Here is a 19,934-nt window from a genome sequence, read left to right on the forward strand (position 1 = left end):
GGTAAAATTCAGTTATTTCCCGGTGGTATATTTTATTTCCTAAGAAATAAAGAAGCAGCTTCGATAAAAGCTGCTTTAAGAGTTAGTAATTCTTTTATTAATAAGCTGAATACATAGCAGAAATAGGAGTGACATACTAATAGTGATAACTACAAGTGTCCAAGCGAGCTGCATATTACTTGCATCAATCGCCATGTAAATTGCAGTTGGGATTGTTTGAGTTTTACCAGGAATGTTCCCAGCAAACATGAGTGTAGCACCGAACTCACCGAGCGCACGAACAAAGCTCAAAATCATTCCGCTTAGTAAGGCGGGAAATGCAAGCGGAAGTGTAACGTGCAGAAAAACTTGATATTCACTTGCACCAAGGTCGCGAGCACTTTCTTCAATTTGTATATTTGCAATAGAAAATCCCGTTTTTGCTGATTGATACATGAGCGGAAATGCAACAACTGTAGAAGCGATGATCGCAGCAGTAGATGTGAACATAATGGACTGCTGAAATATTGATTCTATCCACGTTCCAATGGGACTATTATTTCCAAAAATGATAATGAGAAAAAAGCCGATTACAGTTGGCGGAAGTACCATTGGTAATAAGAAAATAGTTTCTAATATTATTTTATATCTCCATGAGGAGCGTGCTAACGCCCTTCCAATAATCGTCCCTAAAATTGTAACGATAATGGTGGCGCATGCAGCTACTCGTATAGATAGAAAGATTGGTGAAAAAATAGCATCAAAGCTCATGGCAATTATAATAGGACTGTAAATCCATATTTTTTAAAGATAGATTGTGCATCTTTTGACTGCAAATACTCATAAAATGAAGTCGCCTCTTTCTTGTGCTTAGATTCTTTTATAACACCTAAAGGATAGTGGATTGGCTCATGCGAAGTAGCTGCTGCTGTCTCACCAATCTTTACTTTGTTTGAAATAAGAGCATCTGTTTTGTATACAATACCAGCATCGACATTACCTGTTTCTACATATGTTAACACTTGGCGAACATCTTTTGTAAATACGATTTTATTTTGAATGTCATTCCAAAGATTTTCATGCGTGAGAGAAGCCTTTGCGTATTTTCCCGCGGGTACAGATTCAGGTGTACCAAGTGCGATTTTCTTAATTTTTTCATCTTTTAAATCTTGAATTTTCGTAAGAGAACTATCTTTTGGGACAACTAGAACAAGTTCATTTCCAAGAAGATTTTTCCCTTTTTTTTCATTAATGAATCCTTTTTTTACAAGAGTTTGGAATTTATCTTCGGCTGCTGAGAAGAATAAATCAGCAGGTGCGCCTTGTTCAATTTGTTGTTGAAGTGCACCAGAAGCACCGAAGTTAAAAGAAAGTTTAATATTAGGTTCTTTTTCTTTATATTTTGTTTCAATTTCTTTTAGTGCATCTTGTAAGCTTGCAGCAGCTGATATAGTAAGTTCTACTGCTTTTCCTTCTTTAGCAGTTGATTTCTCTTTCTTTTCGCCGCTTGTACATGCGGCACTAAATATAAGAAGAAAAGAAAGTATAAGTGCTCCGATGGATCGTAATGTAAACTTGTTCATAAAAAAATCCCCTTTCGTTTTGATATATTCAATCATATCTAATTATAACTAATTATAACTAGATATGATTAGTTATAATTGAATATAATTTGAACGATATAGTTGTTTTTTAATATAGGAGAAATATTCTTTTCTTTGTTACAATGAAGGAAGAAAGTGAGGAATCGTCTATGGATCATCATTCCTACACAACGGAAGAAGTAGCGAAGCGATTAAAGGTATCAAAATTAACTGTATACGATCTAATTAAAAAAGGAGAACTTCCTTCTTATAGAATTGGTAGACAGATGCGCATTGATGCAACAGATTTAGAACAATATATAAAGCAAATGAAAACAGGGAAAATACAAGGTACTCCTGTAAAGAGCGAAGATAGTAGGGGCTTGGATACATGTATTATTAGCGGACAAGAACTAACGTTAGATATGTTGGCAAAACGTATAGAAAATCGCCTGCCAAGTTCAAACATATTAAGGGCATATCAAGGTAGTTTAACGAGTTTAGTAAAAATGTATCAAGGAGAAGGAAATATCGTTAGCTTACATTTGTTTGATGGAGAAACAGGTACATATAATGTTCCGTATGTAAAACGTATTTTAGTGGGACAACCATGTACGATGATTAATTTATTAGCAAGGAACGTTGGGTTTTATGTGCAAAAGGGAAATCCGAAAAATATAAAAACATGGGCTGATTTATCTCAATCATCTATACGATTTGTAAATCGAGAAAAAGGTTCTGGCATTAGGGTGTTAGTGGATGAACAATTGCGCATTCAAAAATTAAATAAAGAGCGTATTAGTGGATATGAATGGGAAGAGTCGAATCATCTTGGTGTTGCCACGCAAGTCGCAAATGGAAAAGCTGACGTAGGAGTAGGTTCAGAAAAGTTTTCACAGATTGTAAATGTAGACTTTATTCCAATCATGAAAGAACAGTATGATTTAGTGATTTTGAAGAATAAAGAAAATGAAGAGCTGATCGAAGTCGTGAAAGATATTCTGCAATCGGAAGAATTTCATAATGAATTAAAAGCGATTGGCGGATACGATATGACGAAAACAGGTCAAGTTATATATGAAATAAAGTGAAACTTTAATCAGTGGGGGTTTTCTTCATTCCCCACTGATTATCAGCCCTCACCAATCGGACTTTAATGGGCAGCCCGACCCCCACCTAAATTCTTTGCTTTCGCTGAATTTTGAGGTGGGGGTCTTACTGCCCATTAAAGCGGGATAAACTAAAAAGCTGCTTGTCTATAAGACGAGCAGCCTTTTCTATATATAAAGGGGTTTGGGGAAACAAAGTATTAAACAAGACCTTGAGCAAGTGTGTAAATGAAGGCTGTAAGAAGAGTCGCTCCACTTGCAAGTCCGATAAAGTCTGATTTGTTAAATGTAATGTTGTTCATTATAATCTCTCCTTATTTATTTATTTATTTATTTAATGTAGTTGCAACAGCTTTTGCATCGACAAGTGCGGATAGCACCATGCCCATTGTATTTAAAAATTTGTTTGATTTCATTTTGTTCATCATGCGTATCCGCTCCTTTTCGAATTGTTGTTGCCCTGCTTTATGTCTTAATTATAGGAAATATGATCGCCTGCAACTATCGAATTAGCTTACGGGAGACTTACATTTTTGTAAGAAAAAAAGACATTCATGTAAGAATGTCTTTTAAAGCATATTGATATGATGATGCTCTTCAATTGTTTTTAAAAAGCTACGCATTGAATTCATCATATAACTATCTTTACGGCGTATGAAAACCGTTGAAATACTACCATATTTTTCAGGGATTGCATGACAATGTACTTTACCAGCTTTAGAAAGATGGTGGACAGCAGACTGTGGTACGAGTGTAATTCCAAGGCCGAGTGCAACACTGTTTAATATCGTTTCTAATATATTAAATTCCATAATTCTTTTTGGGAGCAAACCTTCATCTTTAAGCCATCGTTCTAGTTTGGAACGGTATCCACATCCTTGGTTAAAAACGAGTAGGGGCGTTGTTGTAAATTCTTCTATATGAAAAGCTTTATTTTGTGTTACAAGCATTAATTTTTCTGTACTAACATCGTATTGTTCAATTAGTGGGTGTTTAATAGGCCCTGATATAAAGGCACCATCTAATTGATGATCAAGTACTTCTCTAATCAATGCTTCTGTTAGACCCGCTTGTAATGATAAATCGACATTCGGATAGCGTTTATAGTAAGAAGATAAAATGGTAGGTAATGTACTTACTGTTTCGACTGTACCGATTTTTAATATGCCAGAGGGAGTTTCACTATCTAAAAATACTTGTTTTAGCTCGTCAACATCTTGCAAAATTTTATTAACATAAACGAGCATTTTTCTTCCTTCAGCTGTTAAAGTCATGCCTCGTTTATGACGATAAAAGAGCGGTGTTTTTAGTTCGTTCTCTAGTTGTTTAATACGTGCAGTTACATTTGATTGTACGTAATTTAATTCCTTTGCTGCGCCGCTTACACTACCTTTGTCGGCAACGTTCTGGAAGATTTGTAAATCTCTTAATTCCATAATGTGATCCTCCTTGATGTTAACTATCATTATAAATGATAGTTAACATCATTTTGAATCATTTTACGTGATATATTTTTTCTTTTACAATTCTCTTTGTGCAAATAGAAAGAAGTGGGGGATTGTGGTGAAAAAAGGTCAAATGATAATAGGGGCTTTAGCATGTTTAATTGCAAGTATGTCGTGGGGAGCAATGTTTCCGGTTGCTGATCATGCGCTAGAATACATAGATCCATTTTATTTTTCGCTTATTCGCTATGGAGCAGTGGCGATCGTACTGATTGTATTGTTGTTAATGAAAGAAGGAAAACAGGCATTTCGTTTAGAGGGAAGAGGAAAGTTACTCGTCTTTTTCGGAACGATGGCGTTTACTGTATATAATGTACTTATATTTTTAGGTCAAATGTTAATGGGAAAATCAGGTGTGATGGTAGCCTCCATTATGGAAGCACTGATGCCGATGATTTCTATTTGTATTCTATGGGGATATAAGCATGTAAAACCGAAAAAGTATATGATAACGAGCATGATTATCGCTTTTGTAGGGGCTGTATTCGTTATTACGAAAGGGGATATGAGTTTCTTTTTAACATTGAAAGATAACATGTTTTCGCTGGCCTTTATATTTGTTGGGGTTGTAGGTTGGGTTATTTATACGATGGGTGGTCAAACGTGTAGTGATTGGTCAACATTACGTTATTCTACGTTGACGTGTGTATTCGGTACGACTGTCACAGGGATTATAACTGTAATCATTACATCGTTTGGATACGTATCGGTTCCGAATATGGGAACGATTTCTATCGTGAAATATGATTTATTGTTTATGATGACATTACCAGGTATCGTAGCGTTACTTGCTTGGAACTATGGTGTGAAAATTTTATCGTCCATTAATGGGATTTTATTTATTAATTTTGTACCAATCACGACTTTAGTTATTATGATGATGCAAGGATATCGAATAACAATGTTTGATATTATAGGGACTTTACTTGTTATTGCAGCACTTATTCGCAATAACGTTTGTCAGAGAAAAGAAGAAAATATAAACAAGCGAAGTTTACAAGAAGAGCAATTACGTCAAGCTGTTTAATAGGCAATTGGAGGATTTCACATGTTAGAAAGTTTATTGTTTTTCTTCGCCGTCGGAGTTGCCTGCGAGCTTGCAGCAATTAACCGAAATGGTCGTAAAAAGATAAAACAACAAGCTGAGCTGATACAGCTTTTAAAAGAATTGAAAGAAAGAAAAATGTAAAAAGACGACCGGGCATAGACGGTCGTCTTTTTCTATATAAAGGGGAAAGGGGACACAAAGTTATACAAGCGTAGCAGCGTAAATAAAAGCAGTAAGAAGAAGAGAGCCACTAGCTAATCCTAAAAAATCTAATTTGTTAAAAGTGATGTTATTCATGATGCATTCTCCTTACTTGTTTAATGTAGAAGCAACAGATTTTGCATCGATTAGAGCGGAAAATACCATGCCCACTGTATCTGAAAAATTGTTTGATTTCATTTTGTTCATCATATGAATCCGCTCCTTTTCGAATAGTTGTTGTTTCTTTCTGACTTAATTGTATGAAATATTTGGGGAAGTAACTATCGAATTAGCTTACAAGAAAATTACACTTTTGTAAGAATTGAAATGTAACAATTAATACTTAAAATTATTACCAACTCCTAAAACTTAGTGTTATAATCGTTATAAGAAAATGATTATAATTCGGATATTCAGAAAGGAACGAAACAAATGTATAAACCAATTACATTTTTGTTGAAATATATATTTAAAACAGCTGGGAAAGTAGAAGTGCAAGGAAGAGAAAAGTTACCAGAAGGTGGCCCATATGTTGTTGCATGTACACATACAAGTTTTATGGATGTATTAATGTTAGCCACAGGGATGTACCCGACCCAAATTCATTACATGGCAAAAAAAGAGTTATTTGAAGGGAAGTTCAAAAATTGGTTCTTTAAAAATGTGAATGCATTCCCTGTAGATCGTGCGAATCCAGGACCGAGTACACTCAAAATTCCGTCACGCTTATTAAAAGAAGGGAAAGTAGTAGGGATTTTTCCGAGTGGGACACGATCAACAGAAGACGTTTCATTAAAAGCTGGGGCTGTTACGATTGCATTGCGTTCTAATGTCCCGTTAGTACCGGCAGCTTATGTTGGTCCATCAAGTGTAAAAGAATTAATAAAAGGGAAAAAGGCACAATTAATTTTTGGCGACCCAATTCAAATTGATGCTGAAGAACAAATAGATCGAAAGACAGCTATGAAAATGATGACAGATCAATTAAATGAGAAGTTTGATGAGCTAAAGGAAACTTTGCAATCAAATCAAAAGTAAGAAAAGACGACCGGGCATAGACGGTCGTCTTTTCTATTACTATTTATAATAAAGGGGAAAGGGGACACAAAAGTTATACAAGCGTAGCGGCGTAAATAAAAGCAGTAAGAAGAAGAGAGCCACTAGCTAGTCCTAAAAAATCTAATTTGTTAAAAGTGATGTTATTCATGATGCATTCTCCTTACTTGTTTAATGTAGAAGCAACAGCTTTAGCATCGATTAGAGCGGAAAATACCATGCCCATTGTATTTAAAAAATTGTTTGATTTCATTTTGTTCATCATATGAATCCGCTCCCTTTCGAATAGTTGTTGTCCTGTTTCTGACTTAATTGTATGAAATATTGAGGAGAGTAACTATCGAATTAGCTTACAGGAAAATTACACTTTTGTAAGAAAAACGAATGAAGGTGTAATGATGAGAAAGTTTGACATATGTTCGTGGAATTCATTAAGTTAAAAGTAGAGGTGAGTGTATGGCCAATATTAAAGATATTGCAAAGATGGCGGGAGTTTCAGTTACAACTGTTTCGAGAGTGTTGAATGATCACCCATATGTAAGTGAAGAAAAAAGGAAAGCGGTTATGGAGATAGTTGAGAAGTTGAATTACTCACAAAACGCAAATGCCGTTCATTTATCAAAAGGGAAAACGAATATTGTTGGTGTAATTTTACCGTATATTAATCATCCATGTTTTGATGCGATGATGGGCGGGATGATGGAGGTGGCGTTAGCTCATAATTACAGAGTGCTACTTTGCCAAACGAATTATAATAAAAAAGAAGAAATGAAAAGTTTACATATGTTAAAAACAAAACAATTGGATGGCCTTATTATTTGTTCTCGTGCGAATGATTGGGAAACGATAGAGCCGTATGCTTCCTATGGGACAATCGTTGCTTGTGAAGATAATGATATTTCAAATATCTCAAGTGTATATACGAATCATTCGGCAGCTTTTCAATTAGGAATGGATTATTTGATTGAGAAAAGTTATAAAAAAATTGGTTATTGTACGGGGAGGAAATTAGGTCCGAGTAGTCAAAAGCGTTTTGATGTTTATAAACAGCAATTGCAATCTATAGATGAAGAAGTGAATGAAGAATGGATTTTTACAGAATGTTTTACATTAGAAGATGGTGTGAAAGTGGCTCATAAATTAAAGGGGATGCAGCATCTTCCCGAAGCATTAATAGTAGCAGGAGATGAAGTTGCGATTGGGGTTATGACAGAAGCTGAAAAATTAGGTATTCAAGTTCCTGAGGATTTAGCGATTATTGGCTTTGATAATCAACCTATTTCGCAAGTGTTACAACTTACAACCATTGATCAAAATTTAAAGGAGATAGGTAAAAAGGCTTTTGAAATGTTTTATAGGCAAATAAGTGGTGAGAGTTCTAAACAGGAAAAGGTGGAAATTCCATACGAACTTGTGGAACGCTCTACTGTTTAGTTTTAATCCGTTATGTGTAAATTGCATAACGGATTATTTTTTTGAAATATCTTTGACAGGAAACGCGTTTCATACTTTATAAAGGAGTTACACCGGTCTGTAATAATCCATGGATTCTTTTCAAGAATAGTATTTGGAGGGATATGCATGAATGAACTTTTATTGAGTATGAAAAAGCATATAGAGGATGATGAAAAGATTTTGGCTTTTGTCGTAGGGATATTTGAGAAGGATAATTTTACGCTATCGTATCAACAAGGGATTTTTGCTGCTACTACTAGACGTCTTCTCTTTTATGGGAAATTTCCATACTATCCTGCAACATTTAAAGATTATTCATATTTGCATATAGATAGCATAGATTTTCGTCCGCATTTCGAATGTACTTGTAATCATGAAACCATTCGAGCTAAGTATATTCAGAAGGGGAATGTGGAGCGATTTGTCCGTACAGTTAGAGCGAATATGAATAATTAATCACCCCTTTGTTTAAACATAATATCCCGATCTGTAAGAGTAAAAATGTGCAATAAAAACAACTTCTAAACCTCTAGGAGATAGTGATACAATGTCAAATGGGGGGAGGTATGAACTATGGTTAATCAACGTATAAAGGAAATAACACTAATTACAATTGGTTCATTATTATTCGCAATTGGTATTAATTACTTTGCAATTCCAAACCGTTTATCAGAGGGTGGAATTATTGGTTTAACGGTTGTTACGTACTATTTATTTGATTGGTCACCGGGGATTGTAAACTTTGCTATAAATGCAATTTTACTAGCTATTGGTTATAAATTTTTTGATAAGAAAACGATGGTTTATACAATTTTAGGGATTGTAGAAACATCCTTGTTTTTATATGTTACGGAACATATTGAGTATCATGTAAATAGTGATACGTTATTAGCAGCTCTATTCGCTGGCTTATTTGTCGGTGTCGGATTAGGCTGTATGTTCAAAGCTGGAGGTACATCAGGAGGATCGGCAATTTTAGCTCGGTTAGCCAATCAATATTTAGGGTGGAGCGTTGGTAAAGGCGTACTTATTATTGATATTGTGGTAATTGCTGGTTCTGTATTTATAATAGGGCAAGAAAAAGCAATGTACACACTTGTTGCAGTATTCATCGGAGCGAAAGTGATTGATTTCATTGTAGAAGGAATGGATACAAAAACAGCTGTTACAATCATTTCAAATCAACCGGATTTAATCCGTGAAACTATTACGAAAAACATGACACGCGGTGTCACTGTATTAGAAGGACGCGGCGGATATACTGGTAAAAATAAAGAAGTGTTATATGTTGTTATAAATAAACAAGAGCTTGTTAAGTTAAAGCAGGTTATTAGTCGAGTAGATGAAGATGCTTTCGTTGTTATTCATGATGTACGCGATGTACTTGGCGGTGGCTTTAAAGCGAGCTAAAAGGTGAACGAGTAAATTCGTTCACCTTTTTTAATTCTTACAATAATGTAAGTGTAATGTAATGAGATTCAATAGTAGATTTTATTCCTTCTTTTTAAAATGGATGTATATATATCCTGCAGAGGAGGAAGATTGATTATGAAGAAAAAAATGATCACTACTATAATAGCGATGATAGTGATAGTAGTAATGTTACTGCCTACGAAACTTGGACCAGTTATCGATAAATATAATCCACTTTATAAGACGAAAGAATACTATACGGTCGTGAATACAATTGGTCAGCATATTGGTGATGAGTGGTATGAATATGAATTTATTGCATTTGACGAACGTGGAAGAGAACAAAAAATAAAGAAGACTGTTAAGCATATGTTAAAGAGAGATGAAGCGTTAAAGGTGTATGCAAAAGGACGCTACGGAGAGGCGATTGAAGAAATTGAAGCTGTAAATATTCCTATTAATGCGAAGAGTAAACTTTTAACGATGAGATAGCAGATTATACCCCCACCTATTTTTTGTCGAAAATAAAAATACTAGGTAGGGGTATTTTGGGGTTCATGAAAGAGCCTTAGTCAATATGGACTAAGGCTCTTTTTGTTATATAAAGGGGAAGGGGGTACATTGTAGTAGCATGAGTGAAAGGTATAAGAAGAGTAGCTACTAGCAATGTAATTTGGTTATGTGAGTGTTCTTCTTATTTGGCTTGCTTTCTAACTTTAGTGTACGAGATATAGGTAAGAGAAACTATCGAATTACATTACACATAGCTTACAAACATGTAAGTCTTCTGTAATGTAATTCGATGGTTAAAAGATAGTGAATTTCATATAGTGTAATTAGAAAGTCTCACTGTATTACTCTCTGTTTGTAATATTAATGAAGAATGAAAAACCAACTACTTTTTAATAGCCCTCATCTGTATTTAGATGAGGCTCTTTTTATAAACCTTACAACATTGTAAGGTTTACGTAAGTTAATTCGATAGTAAATTTGTCATATTTTTTGCATAATAGATACAAATAGATAAAATAATTAGGGATATAGTAAGAAGGGAGAAAACTGGGATGCGTAAAGAAGAAGTAGTGAAGTTTCCAATTAAAGATTTCTGTAGCTACTTTACTGTTGCCGTAGTATGTATTGGATTATTTGATATCATAACAAACTTAATTGTTAAATAATATAGATGATAAAACAAGAAGGGAGATCCTTTCTTGTTTTTTTTATGGGGGAATAAAGATGAAATGGATTGATAGTCATATACATGTTGACCAATATAAGGATGAAGAAAAAAGTAGATTACTTAAAGATGTGGAACATAGTAAAGAGATACAGGGGCTTATCGCGGTATCTATGAATTATCAATCATGTAAAGAAACTTTATCTTTAGCAAAGCGATATCCTTTTGTACATCCAGCAATAGGTTTTCATCCGGAGCAACCGATTCATAAAGAAGAATGTGAGCAAATTTATAAATTAATTGAAGAGCATGTAGAAGACATAGTTGCGATTGGTGAAGTAGGCTTACCGTATTATTTAAGAAAAGAAGATGAGCGTATTGCTATCAAATCATATATATCAGTGTTACAACGATTTGTTGAACTAGCTAGTAAATATGATTTACCCATTATATTGCATGCAGTGTATGAAGATGCTGATATTGTATGTGATTTACTAGAGAAATATAAAGTTTCATGTGCACACTTTCATTGGTTTAAAGGAAGTGAAACAACAATGAAACGGATGATGAGGAACGGTTATTATATTTCTATCACACCAGATGTTTTACATAAGGACAAAATTAGAAAAATTGTTTCGTATTATCCACTTGAATATATGATGGTAGAAACAGATGGACCGTGGGAATTTCACGAGGATGTTATGACGCATCCGAGAATGATTCGAGAGGTATTAAAGGAAATTAGTGTTATAAAAAACGTATCTGTTAATAAGGTTGCGAAAACGATATATGAAAATACGATTCAATTTTATTTGAAAGGATAGGAGCGTTACTCTTATCCTTTTTATTATGAAAATAATCAATGGGTTATTAATAACATGCCACGTTTTAGTTTAAGTTAAAAAAACCACCAAGCAAAATGCTTGGTGGTTTTGTATTAAGATTCTAATTTTTTCCCACGTCTTAATAACAATAGAAAGACAATGATGAAGAAACCAAGTATAAGGAAGAATCCATATTGTTTTATATAATCCATTACATCGCTTGCGCTTGTTGGTTTGTCAACGTGAATGCCGTCTTTATTAGTAGTAATATGAATATCTTGCATTTTCACTTCATTTGCTTCTTTTTGTAAATCAATCCATTCTATATTTGGAATGCTTTCTAGATCCTTTAATACTTCTTTTAATGGTTTCACACCTAAGTAAGGATGATAGAATGCACCAATAACTCCATCGGATAATTTAGCAACAGATACAGCACGTTCTTTCATCTTTGCAATAGCATGTGGCTTATCTTCTTCAATAAAGCCAACTGTTTCAGGCATTAATTTCATTCCGTGTAAAAATGATGGGGTACTTGTATAGAATGGTGAGTGCATGGATTTCCAAGTTGTATCACTTAACTGTAGTTGTCCTACATAAGTTGAAAAGTACCTTGATAATATTTCATATCCTTTTTGAGACATCGTGTAATGAGGTGCTTCAAATGCGACAGGATATAGTTTGGCATCTACAAGTTCTTGAATACCTTTTTCAATATGATCGGTCGTATACTTTTCTTCAAACTCTTCCCCTTTTTTTACATATGCATTATATGCTTCGATATTAGGGAAGTCATCTTTTGTTTTTGGTTTTTCATGCTTCGGTTGACGAATTGGTTGATCTGTTTTTACGTCCCAAAATTCAAAACCTTCCCCAGTTTCACTATCATAAAATTGATGCGTATAACCATGCATAATAATTGCTGCACCATCATCTTGCATAGAGCGTAAAAGATCGACTAGTTCGGGTTTATCTTTTAAATGCAGTGTTTTACCTGTATCAGGATCTTTATATACAGGAATAACAGTGATCATGTAAGGAATCTTTTTCTCTTTTAGTAATTCAGCAATTTCTTTTAATTGATTTATATCTGCGGCCGGATGAACGTCCTCAAGACGCAAATAAGCCTCTACTTTATTTGTCGTTGGCTTTTGTCCAAAGTAAGAAAATAACATTTCACCAACGTAATGAGACATCCAGTCAAAGAGGTGTGGCGTTGCGACGTAATAAGATGTTTCATGCTGAACGATTAGTGGGTTCTTGCTATTTGAACTTACAGCGTTAGCAAGAACAGTTCCATTTGTATCAAAAGATTGAATCAATCGTTCCTCTTCTAAAGTGTTTTTAAGCTTATGGCTTGGATATTCGATTTTATTAACTCGTATATCATCAGCCTTTAGGGTAATGAAAGAAAAGCGATGAGATAATTGTTCAACATTTTGTCCTAAAACTAATATTGGGCCTGAGAAATTTTCTAGAAGTTGCTTTGTTTCAATAGGAAACTCTTCTTTTTGTTCACCGATATAAACAATATGTGTATAAGAAGATGAATTAGTAATTTCATTAGCCTTTTTTAAACTTTTCGTAGTTATATCGTTTGTAAAATGTCCTAATTGGGTATTAAGGATTTGAATATTATTTGTAATTTTATCGTCTTGTGTACTGTATAAAACAAGTACTTTTGGTTTTGATGATGTTTGTGCAGAGGTGTGGATAGGGATAAGTAGTAAAATGCTGAACAAGAGTATGATGCACTTTTTCATTTGGTCTGCTCCTATTCTATATGTAGAGTTCAATTTAAAATTATATACAAAAAATACGTTGTAGTCTATGAAAGTTACATTTTTGCACGTATTTACCAGCTGTTTTTTCACAAAATCGGTCTAAAGCATGATGATAATATATATAGTTATTTGCTATGATAAAAGGGTAAGAGAATGATAGAATGTGGGTAATTGTAAAGGGAGGAAGGCTGAAAGGGGACAAATTTCAGCGGAGAAAGAGGTAGTGGTAGTGAAGAAATTCTTTGTAGGATTTTTAGTTGTTCTTGGGGTGTACTTATATTTCCAAGGAAAGTCTGAAGGAATGGGCAAGTTAGTGAATGAGACAAGCTATGTTGACTCAGAAGAAGCAAAACAAATGAAACAAATTATTATAGAGGAAGCAAAGAAAGTCAATCTTCCAGAATGGATACCTCTTACAATTGCTGAACATGAAAGCCGGTTAAATCCAAGAAGTATTGGAGATAACGGAACTTCATTCGGACTGTTTCAATTGCACCGTGGCGGTGGGCTTGCACCAGATCATTTAACTGATGAAGAGTTGAAAGATCCGCGCACAAATGCGCAAATTGCAATGCCGCATTTAATGAAAGGATATAAGCGCGGGGTGCAAAAAGGTTTGACTGATTTTGCATTACTAAAATATGTAGCAAATACATCTGGATGGCCAGGAAATTTAGGGCCAGAGTGGACGGATAATAACATGAAGTATAACATTGGATTAGAAGATGTGTACTATCGAAATAAAGGTGTAATCAAAGAGTAGGTTTTCTATACCTACTCTGTTTTTTTATGAATAATTGCATCTTTTTCGCTCGTGAAGTACTGCGCGAGTTGTATTTTCACGTCTTTTAGTTTTGTAGAAACTTGCGGTATTTTATATCCTACATATAATGGTGAAACGACGAACCTAGGAACAACTTTACAAATGATTTTTCCGTTTAAGTAATAGAAGAATAAGTTATAACTACTACATCCTTTATGGAAATCTGTCAGTATGTAACGTACAGTTTGCTGAATATAATTTGCCAGTTCATCTATGTATCCAATATCTGCAATAATGATATTAAATTCAGTAAAACCGATAATAGGACGATCTGAAATATTGAGTTCAATGCGTTCGTTTTTTTGTACAATGACTCCTCGGAAGTTGTCCTGTTCTACGTTACCGAGATAGTCTACATATTTCATTCCGATAATCTGCATGTGTGCATGATGCAAACTCCCGCCTGAGAATGGACCGTGATTTTTGTATAAAATCACAGATGTGAATTCTTCATTCTTCTGTAAGTCTAACCAATGTTTAATGGAGAAACGAATTAGCGATCTCATATGTTCTTCTGTATATGTTGCAATGTGGTCTTTACAATTATCGGTTTCGATTAGCACCGTTTGAAATGTATCTTTTAATGTAGGGAATTTGTTTTTCAGCCAAATAATTGAGCCCTCAGTTGCTAAAATATCCGTTAAATTTTCTCTGTCACAAAAAGGACATGCAGCGCTTCTATTCCGAATGCTTTCTGGTTTTTGTTTGCCAATATCGTTTAAAAAGTATAGTTGTTGTGTATCCATTTGTATATATGCCCCTTTAAAATATGTGTAAAAATCCCGCTTAATACATTCGGGAAAAGGAGAAGGAAATCCTTTAAAAGGAATAGGAAAAATAAAAGACAAGATATCCTCATTACAATAGGGTACCTTGTCTTTTATTTTTTCTTTAATAATGTGTATGGATAATATAAATCATTTTTATTAGGTTTCTTTTTTCTATTTTTTATTGTGTATAAGGCAATTGCTGTACTTGCGATTACAATAATGGCTTTCTTCATATTCATTTACCCCTTTTTTATTGTTGGTTTAATTCTTGGCTAACTGCTTTTGCATCAACTAGAGCATGTAAAATCATTTTTACCATGTTCATCATATTCCTTCACTCCTTTTTATAGTTCATTTAGTTCTTTTACAACTGCTTGTCCGTTCACTAATACCTCAAAGATTGCTTTTACGATTTCTTTCATCATGATCGTTTCCTCCTTTTGTTTGGCTCTCTTGTTTACATCTTTATTGTATAGGGAGGCATCTTTTCGTACTATCGCTTTCCATTACGTGAACATAACAGTTTTGTAAGATTTGATGTCACTTATTGAAATGTTTAGTCTATCTTCATTATTTTCAGAAAAATGACTATTCAAACATGAAATGGGAAAGTATAATAAAGAAGTAAGTATTAAATTCCGTACGAAAGAGGTGAATGAGATGAAACGTTCTTTAGCTGCACGTGCCAAATTTTTAGATTATATCTATTTTTGTCGTGCGATTTTTCATGATGTAGTTGTTAACGGGATACGTCTGTCCTTTTTTTACAATTGCATAGTAGCTATTGAACGATAGAAATCTCTTCACCCATTTTTAATAAAAGTGTGAAAAGGGAGCTATTTGGCTTCCTTTTTCTATGTCGAAAACCATGGGGAATGTTTCTTTCCCATGGTTTTTTATATTGAAAGGAGTACGGAAAATGACAATTTGTAGTGTGAATAATGTAATGAAATCTTTTGGTGGAAACATCATATTTGAAAATATATCGCTTGAAATAAAGAATGGTGAACGTGTTGGATTAGTTGGTCGTAACGGTAGTGGGAAGACAACAATCTTTCAGCTTCTAACTGGAATGGAAAGTTTGGATGCAGGAGCCATTCATATGAAGAAAGGTACACGTATTGGTCATGTGGCACAAATTCCGAAATTTGATGAGGGTATGACTGTATATGATGTATTGAGTTCCGCTTTTAAAACAGAAAAGGAATTGGAAAGAGAAATGCGTGCTTTAGAAAAAAATATGGCGGAAGAACGGGAACCATCTGCTTTACAAAAATTAATGGAGAGATACGGAGTAATCCAAGAAAAGTTTGCGTTTCTCGGTGGTTATGAAATAGAAGCGAATATGATGAAGGTAGCAAATGGTCTACAGGTGACAGAACTATTTCCACGATCATTTTTGGAGTTAAGTGGTGGGGAACAAACAAAGGTAAGTCTTGCATACATGCTATTGCAGAAACCAGATTTACTTCTATTAGATGAACCAACCAATCATTTAGACTTATTTGCCGTAGAGTGGCTAGAGCAATTTTTAAAAGAATACAATGGAACAGTTATGGTCATTTCACATGATCGCTATTTCCTTGATGAAGTTGTAACGAAGATTTTTGATTTAGAAGATGGAGAGATTCACGTGTATCATACGAACTATTCTCAGTTTGTTGACGAAAAGGAAGAACGGTTGCTTCAGGAGTTTCAGGCTTATCAAGAACAGCAAAAGAAAATAAAGAAAATGAAAGAAGCAATTAAGCGACTACGTGAATGGGCAAATCAGGCGAATCCTCCGAATGAAGGATTGCATAAGAGAGCGAGAAGTATGGAACGTGCACTGGAACGTATAGAGAAACTAAAGAAACCTATTTTAGAACGAAAACAAATGGGACTTCAGTTTGAAGGGCAAGAGAGAAGTGGGAAAGACGTTGTTTTAATGAAAGAAGTGAGTAAAGGTTTTGCTGGCCATCCTTTATTTAACGAAGCGAATTTACATGTTCGTTTTCAAGAGCGTGCGGCGATCGTTGGCCGTAATGGTACAGGAAAGACAACGCTACTAAAGTTATTATTAGAAGAAATAAAACCAGACGCTGGAGAAATTCGAATTGGTAGTAGTGTGAAAATCGGTTATTTATCACAGCATGCGTACGGAAATATGAAGAGTAATGTATTAGAGGCTTTCAGAGAATATGTAGCTGTAACAGAGGGAGAAGCGAGACATATATTAGCTAAGTTTTTATTTTATGGTCCAGCGGTGTTTAAGAAAGTAACGCAACTGAGCGGTGGAGAAAAAATGAGATTAAGACTTGCGCAACTTATGTATCAAGATATCAATTTTTTAATTTTAGATGAGCCGACAAACCATCTCGACATTGAATCAAGGGAAGTTTTAGAGGAAGCTCTTGAGCAATATAATGGGACGATTTTAGCTGTTTCACATGATCGTTATTTTTTAAATAAGTTATTTGAAAAGACGTATTGGATTGATGAGCATAAATTATTTGAGTTTGCAGGGAACTACGCATGGGCTCGTCAAAAGTGGGAAGAAAAGCTCGAGAAACAAGTAATAAAGCAGCAACGCCAAGGAAGAAAAAGTATGGAAACAGCTCCTGTAAAAAAGAAAGAAGTTAGGAATGTTGAGGATATTGAAACGGAGTTAATGCATGTAGAAGAAGATATATATATGCTTGAGTGTAAGATGGAACATGTAGTTGATGTTGAAATGCTTGAACAATTGTATGAAGAAAAAACGAAGAAAGAGTTGTTACGAGCGGAGTTATATAATGAGTTAGAGAATATTGTGGAGTAAAAAGTAGAAAGCGAATCCCTTCAGCTTTGCTGAAGGGATTCGCTTTTTTATACTGATATTTTACTTTAAGAGAAAAATAAAAATTGTGTTTCACGTGAAACAGTAAATTTGATACATCTTTGTTCCGTAATTTGCATAGATTGTAAAACATAGATGATATTAGTTTTTTTTGATTGGTTACTTATTTCCCGAGACATAAGTATGTGTAACAGCGAATCAGGATTGAAAATAAAAAAACAGAGTTACAGCTTTACACGCTGAACTCTGTTTTCTTTTTGTGTCGTATCTTCCCTTGTTGAAATGATAATAGCGATCCCGAGCATAATAAAAAAAGCTAAAAAGAGGACGAACTTTGGGAAGAATGGGAATAGTAATAGCGCCCCGACTACCATAATTGTTAATAATACGTAGTGCAGGACGTATTGGAATAGGTTGTCCATATTTTCGCCCCCTTTTTGGTAATTGGTTATTAGTAGTCTATGTTTCATATGGAACGAATAGAAGTGAATTTTTAATTTTTTAATAAGAAATAAAAGAGAGTGATTGACATGTTTAAAGGAAAGGAATAATCTTGAAATTAATTCATACTATTTTTATAGGAAAAATAAAGATAGTTACAGAAAGGAGGCCTATGTTCCTACATCTTTAAAAATTAGGAAGGTAAAGGTGAGAGTGCAATGAAAAATGTTTTTAAAGGAGCACTTGCTACATTTCTTAGTGTGTCAGTATTACTAGCCGGATGTGGTCATGAGGAAGCAAGTACAAATGAAGCCGGGAACGTACCAAAAGTAAAAGATGAATTTATTAAGGCGAGTGACAAAGCAAAAAGTCCTACAAAAGTAAATGAAAGAAAAGATACTTTTGTAGTTGGAATGCCGAGTCCGGGAGGGATATTCCTTCCGCACTTTATGGAGAATGGATGGGATGGTAACATAACGCAAGCTATCTTCGCGCCCCTTGTTGGGCTGGATAAGGAAGGAAAGCCAATTCCAATATTAGCGAAAAAGTGGGAGATTTCGGAGGATCAGCTTACATATACATTCCATTTGAAAGATGATTTAAAGTTTAGTGATGGTTCACCGTTAACTGTAGATGATGTAGCATTTACATTAACGTTATTACATGATCCAACTTATAGTGGTGCGACTGATATAAGCCAAACAGCAATAAAAGGTGGGCAAGCTTATAAAGAAGGAAAGGCAACCTCTATTGAAGGAATTCAAATCATTGATCCGAAAACAATTACGATTACGACTGAAAAGGTAAATGCTCAAACATTATCATTAATCGGTGGAGAAGTTATATCTAAAGCTTATTATGGGAGAGAGTATAAACAAGGACACTTGGAGTACTTAAAAGAGTTATATGGAAAGCCGGTGGGAGCAGGAGCTTATAAATTGGATAAATATATTCCTGGTCAAGAGGTTCGATTTGTAGCAAATGAAAATTATTTTGAAGGAAAACCGAAGATTGAGCACTTTATTTATAAAATTACAAAGGGTGATACGAAGTTACAACAATTTCAAGCAGGAGAAGTAGATTATGATGGTTTTACGACAAACGTGGAGACCATTGAGCAATTAAAAGATTTAGGTTTTGCTAATATTAATGTGTATACAGGAAGCTCTTATGGCTACATTAAAATGAATTATAAGAAGCCATATTTTAAAGATAAACGTGTCCGCCAAGCATTTATTTACGGATTAGAGCGTCAAAAGGTTATTGATACGTATTTCCAAGGATATGCGTCACTCGTTAATGTACCGATTACGCCAGTTTCATGGGCGTATACAGAAGAGGGCATTAATAAATATGAGTATAATTTAGAGAAGGCGAAGAAATTACTGGATGAGGCTGGATGGAAAGCGGGTTCGGATGGAATTCGTGAAAAAGATGGACAAAAATTGAAAGTAAGTTATTTTGCCTCATCAGCAAGTAAAATAAATGATGTAATGATTCCTGTGATGAAAGAAGATTATAAAAAGTTGGGTGTAGAGTTTAACCCAGAATATATGGACTTTAATACGATGATTTCAAAAGTGATAAAAGGTGATTATGATTTAGCGATGGTATCTACGCCAATGATTGATGATCCGAGCGGAACGATTGAAGAGTTTGTTTCAACAAGTAAACGAAATTATGATGGATATTATAATCCGAAAGTAGATGAATTAGCTAAGCAAGCATTAGAAACGTTGGATATTGAAAAGCGAAAAGAAATTTATAAAAAGTTATATCAAGAATTAAGCGAAGACCCGCCTGTAATCTTCTTGAATAATAGCAAAGTGGTGTCTGCACATAATGCACGAATTCAAGGATTACAAGAAGATAACTATAACGGTATTTTATTAAGTTTACCTAAATTAAAGATAGAATAAAAATTTTCAAAATATTTATTTAGAAAGAA

At 34.4% G+C, this 19,934-nt stretch carries 23 protein-coding genes; 13 read left to right on the forward strand and 10 right to left on the reverse strand.

Translation table 11 applies throughout. The features are described 5' to 3' along the window. Positions 1-75: 75 nt before the first annotated feature. Positions 76-750, reverse strand: coding sequence for a molybdate ABC transporter permease subunit (modB, locus tag ACU8YW_RS01140; protein ID WP_087984959.1), 675 nt, complete (start codon positions 748-750; stop codon positions 76-78). Positions 751-755: 5 nt separating this feature from the next. Next, on the reverse strand, positions 756-1,562 hold the full coding sequence (gene modA / locus ACU8YW_RS01145; RefSeq protein WP_426934597.1) for a molybdate ABC transporter substrate-binding protein: 807 nt from the start codon (positions 1,560-1,562) through the stop codon (positions 756-758). Between the two features lie 143 nt (positions 1,563-1,705). On the opposite strand from modA, the gene ACU8YW_RS01150 reads away from it, so the two are divergent. Then, on the forward strand, positions 1,706-2,653 hold the full coding sequence (locus ACU8YW_RS01150) for a substrate-binding domain-containing protein (RefSeq protein WP_087984958.1): 948 nt from the start codon (positions 1,706-1,708) through the stop codon (positions 2,651-2,653). Positions 2,654-2,871: 218 nt separating this feature from the next. On the opposite strand, the gene ACU8YW_RS01155 is transcribed toward ACU8YW_RS01150, so the two are convergent. Together ACU8YW_RS01155 and ACU8YW_RS01160 are read right to left on the reverse strand one after the other, a co-directional pair. Further along, positions 2,872-2,973 carry a DUF3948 family protein gene (locus ACU8YW_RS01155; protein WP_001060018.1) on the reverse strand — a complete coding sequence of 34 codons (102 nt, stop codon included), beginning with the start codon at positions 2,971-2,973 and terminating at the stop codon, positions 2,872-2,874. Between the two features lie 267 nt (positions 2,974-3,240). Then, positions 3,241-4,107 carry a LysR family transcriptional regulator gene (locus tag ACU8YW_RS01160; protein WP_262800295.1) on the reverse strand — a complete coding sequence of 289 codons (867 nt, stop codon included), beginning with the start codon at positions 4,105-4,107 and terminating at the stop codon, positions 3,241-3,243. 127 nt (positions 4,108-4,234) lie between these two features. Between ACU8YW_RS01160 and ACU8YW_RS01165 the strand changes: the two genes are divergently transcribed. Together ACU8YW_RS01165 and ACU8YW_RS01170 are read left to right on the forward strand one after the other, a co-directional pair. After that, entirely contained in the window at positions 4,235-5,203 is a 969-nt protein-coding gene (locus ACU8YW_RS01165) for a DMT family transporter (protein ID WP_142954002.1), read from the forward strand. A gap of 21 nt (positions 5,204-5,224) precedes the next feature. Next, positions 5,225-5,365, forward strand: a complete 141-nt coding sequence (locus ACU8YW_RS01170) for a YrzO family protein (RefSeq protein WP_000894064.1) — start codon at positions 5,225-5,227, stop codon at positions 5,363-5,365. A 60-nt stretch (positions 5,366-5,425) separates the two neighbouring features. On the opposite strand, the gene ACU8YW_RS01175 is transcribed toward ACU8YW_RS01170, so the two are convergent. Then, positions 5,426-5,521, reverse strand: coding sequence for a DUF3948 family protein (locus ACU8YW_RS01175; RefSeq protein WP_001060007.1), 96 nt, complete (start codon positions 5,519-5,521; stop codon positions 5,426-5,428). Between the two features lie 336 nt (positions 5,522-5,857). Between ACU8YW_RS01175 and ACU8YW_RS01180 the strand changes: the two genes are divergently transcribed. Next, positions 5,858-6,463 carry a lysophospholipid acyltransferase family protein gene (locus ACU8YW_RS01180; protein WP_000277788.1) on the forward strand — a complete coding sequence of 202 codons (606 nt, stop codon included), beginning with the start codon at positions 5,858-5,860 and terminating at the stop codon, positions 6,461-6,463. Positions 6,464-6,536: 73 nt separating this feature from the next. Here the strand turns inward: ACU8YW_RS01180 and ACU8YW_RS01185 are convergent, their stop codons facing one another. Next, entirely contained in the window at positions 6,537-6,632 is a 96-nt protein-coding gene (locus ACU8YW_RS01185) for a DUF3948 family protein (protein ID WP_001060007.1), read from the reverse strand. 305 nt (positions 6,633-6,937) lie between these two features. Here ACU8YW_RS01185 and ACU8YW_RS01190 point away from each other — a divergent pair, with 305 nt between their 5' ends. The 5 genes from ACU8YW_RS01190 (at position 6,938) to ACU8YW_RS01210 (ending at position 11,350) form a co-directional block, all read left to right on the forward strand. Beyond that, the gene (locus ACU8YW_RS01190) at positions 6,938-7,915 is read left to right on the forward strand and encodes a LacI family DNA-binding transcriptional regulator (protein WP_446894027.1); all 978 of its coding nucleotides are present in this window, start codon (positions 6,938-6,940) and stop codon (positions 7,913-7,915) included. A 147-nt stretch (positions 7,916-8,062) separates the two neighbouring features. Continuing rightward, a complete protein-coding gene (locus tag ACU8YW_RS01195) occupies positions 8,063-8,392 on the forward strand; it encodes a PH domain-containing protein (RefSeq protein WP_060486406.1) in 330 nt (109 codons plus the stop codon). 117 nt (positions 8,393-8,509) lie between these two features. Further along, a complete protein-coding gene (locus ACU8YW_RS01200) occupies positions 8,510-9,346 on the forward strand; it encodes a YitT family protein (RefSeq protein WP_000248044.1) in 837 nt (278 codons plus the stop codon). A 138-nt stretch (positions 9,347-9,484) separates the two neighbouring features. Further along, positions 9,485-9,841: a YxeA family protein gene (locus ACU8YW_RS01205; RefSeq protein WP_048563001.1), complete on the forward strand. Its 357-nt coding sequence runs from the start codon at positions 9,485-9,487 to the stop codon at positions 9,839-9,841. 744 nt (positions 9,842-10,585) lie between these two features. Beyond that, positions 10,586-11,350 carry a TatD family hydrolase gene (locus tag ACU8YW_RS01210; protein ID WP_306008149.1) on the forward strand — a complete coding sequence of 255 codons (765 nt, stop codon included), beginning with the start codon at positions 10,586-10,588 and terminating at the stop codon, positions 11,348-11,350. A 113-nt stretch (positions 11,351-11,463) separates the two neighbouring features. On the opposite strand, the gene ACU8YW_RS01215 is transcribed toward ACU8YW_RS01210, so the two are convergent. Continuing rightward, the gene (locus tag ACU8YW_RS01215) at positions 11,464-13,113 is read right to left on the reverse strand and encodes a DUF2334 domain-containing protein (RefSeq protein ID WP_106102574.1); all 1,650 of its coding nucleotides are present in this window, start codon (positions 13,111-13,113) and stop codon (positions 11,464-11,466) included. A 250-nt stretch (positions 13,114-13,363) separates the two neighbouring features. Between ACU8YW_RS01215 and ACU8YW_RS01220 the strand changes: the two genes are divergently transcribed. After that, on the forward strand, positions 13,364-13,897 hold the full coding sequence (locus ACU8YW_RS01220; protein WP_048542991.1) for a transglycosylase SLT domain-containing protein: 534 nt from the start codon (positions 13,364-13,366) through the stop codon (positions 13,895-13,897). An 11-nt stretch (positions 13,898-13,908) separates the two neighbouring features. On the opposite strand, the gene ACU8YW_RS01225 is transcribed toward ACU8YW_RS01220, so the two are convergent. Both ACU8YW_RS01225 and ACU8YW_RS01230 read right to left on the reverse strand, forming a co-directional pair. Beyond that, positions 13,909-14,703: a DUF4931 domain-containing protein gene (locus ACU8YW_RS01225; protein ID WP_048542911.1), complete on the reverse strand. Its 795-nt coding sequence runs from the start codon at positions 14,701-14,703 to the stop codon at positions 13,909-13,911. A gap of 134 nt (positions 14,704-14,837) precedes the next feature. Beyond that, positions 14,838-14,966: a spore coat protein B gene (locus tag ACU8YW_RS01230; RefSeq protein WP_141555521.1), complete on the reverse strand. Its 129-nt coding sequence runs from the start codon at positions 14,964-14,966 to the stop codon at positions 14,838-14,840. Between the two features lie 421 nt (positions 14,967-15,387). On the opposite strand from ACU8YW_RS01230, the gene ACU8YW_RS01235 reads away from it, so the two are divergent. Both ACU8YW_RS01235 and abc-f read left to right on the forward strand, forming a co-directional pair. Continuing rightward, positions 15,388-15,522 carry an RAxF-45 family protein gene (locus ACU8YW_RS01235; RefSeq protein WP_338420581.1) on the forward strand — a complete coding sequence of 45 codons (135 nt, stop codon included), beginning with the start codon at positions 15,388-15,390 and terminating at the stop codon, positions 15,520-15,522. A gap of 124 nt (positions 15,523-15,646) precedes the next feature. After that, entirely contained in the window at positions 15,647-17,527 is a 1,881-nt protein-coding gene (abc-f, locus tag ACU8YW_RS01240) for a ribosomal protection-like ABC-F family protein (protein WP_088609484.1), read from the forward strand. Positions 17,528-17,769: 242 nt separating this feature from the next. On the opposite strand, the gene ACU8YW_RS01245 is transcribed toward abc-f, so the two are convergent. Further along, complete coding sequence (locus ACU8YW_RS01245) at positions 17,770-17,967, reverse strand: hypothetical protein (protein ID WP_141542688.1); 198 nt, start codon at positions 17,965-17,967, stop codon at positions 17,770-17,772. A gap of 237 nt (positions 17,968-18,204) precedes the next feature. Between ACU8YW_RS01245 and ACU8YW_RS01250 the strand changes: the two genes are divergently transcribed. Further along, entirely contained in the window at positions 18,205-19,905 is a 1,701-nt protein-coding gene (locus tag ACU8YW_RS01250) for an ABC transporter substrate-binding protein (RefSeq protein WP_098079948.1), read from the forward strand. Positions 19,906-19,934 lie beyond the last annotated feature (29 nt).

The organism is Bacillus pretiosus (genome assembly GCF_052947655.1).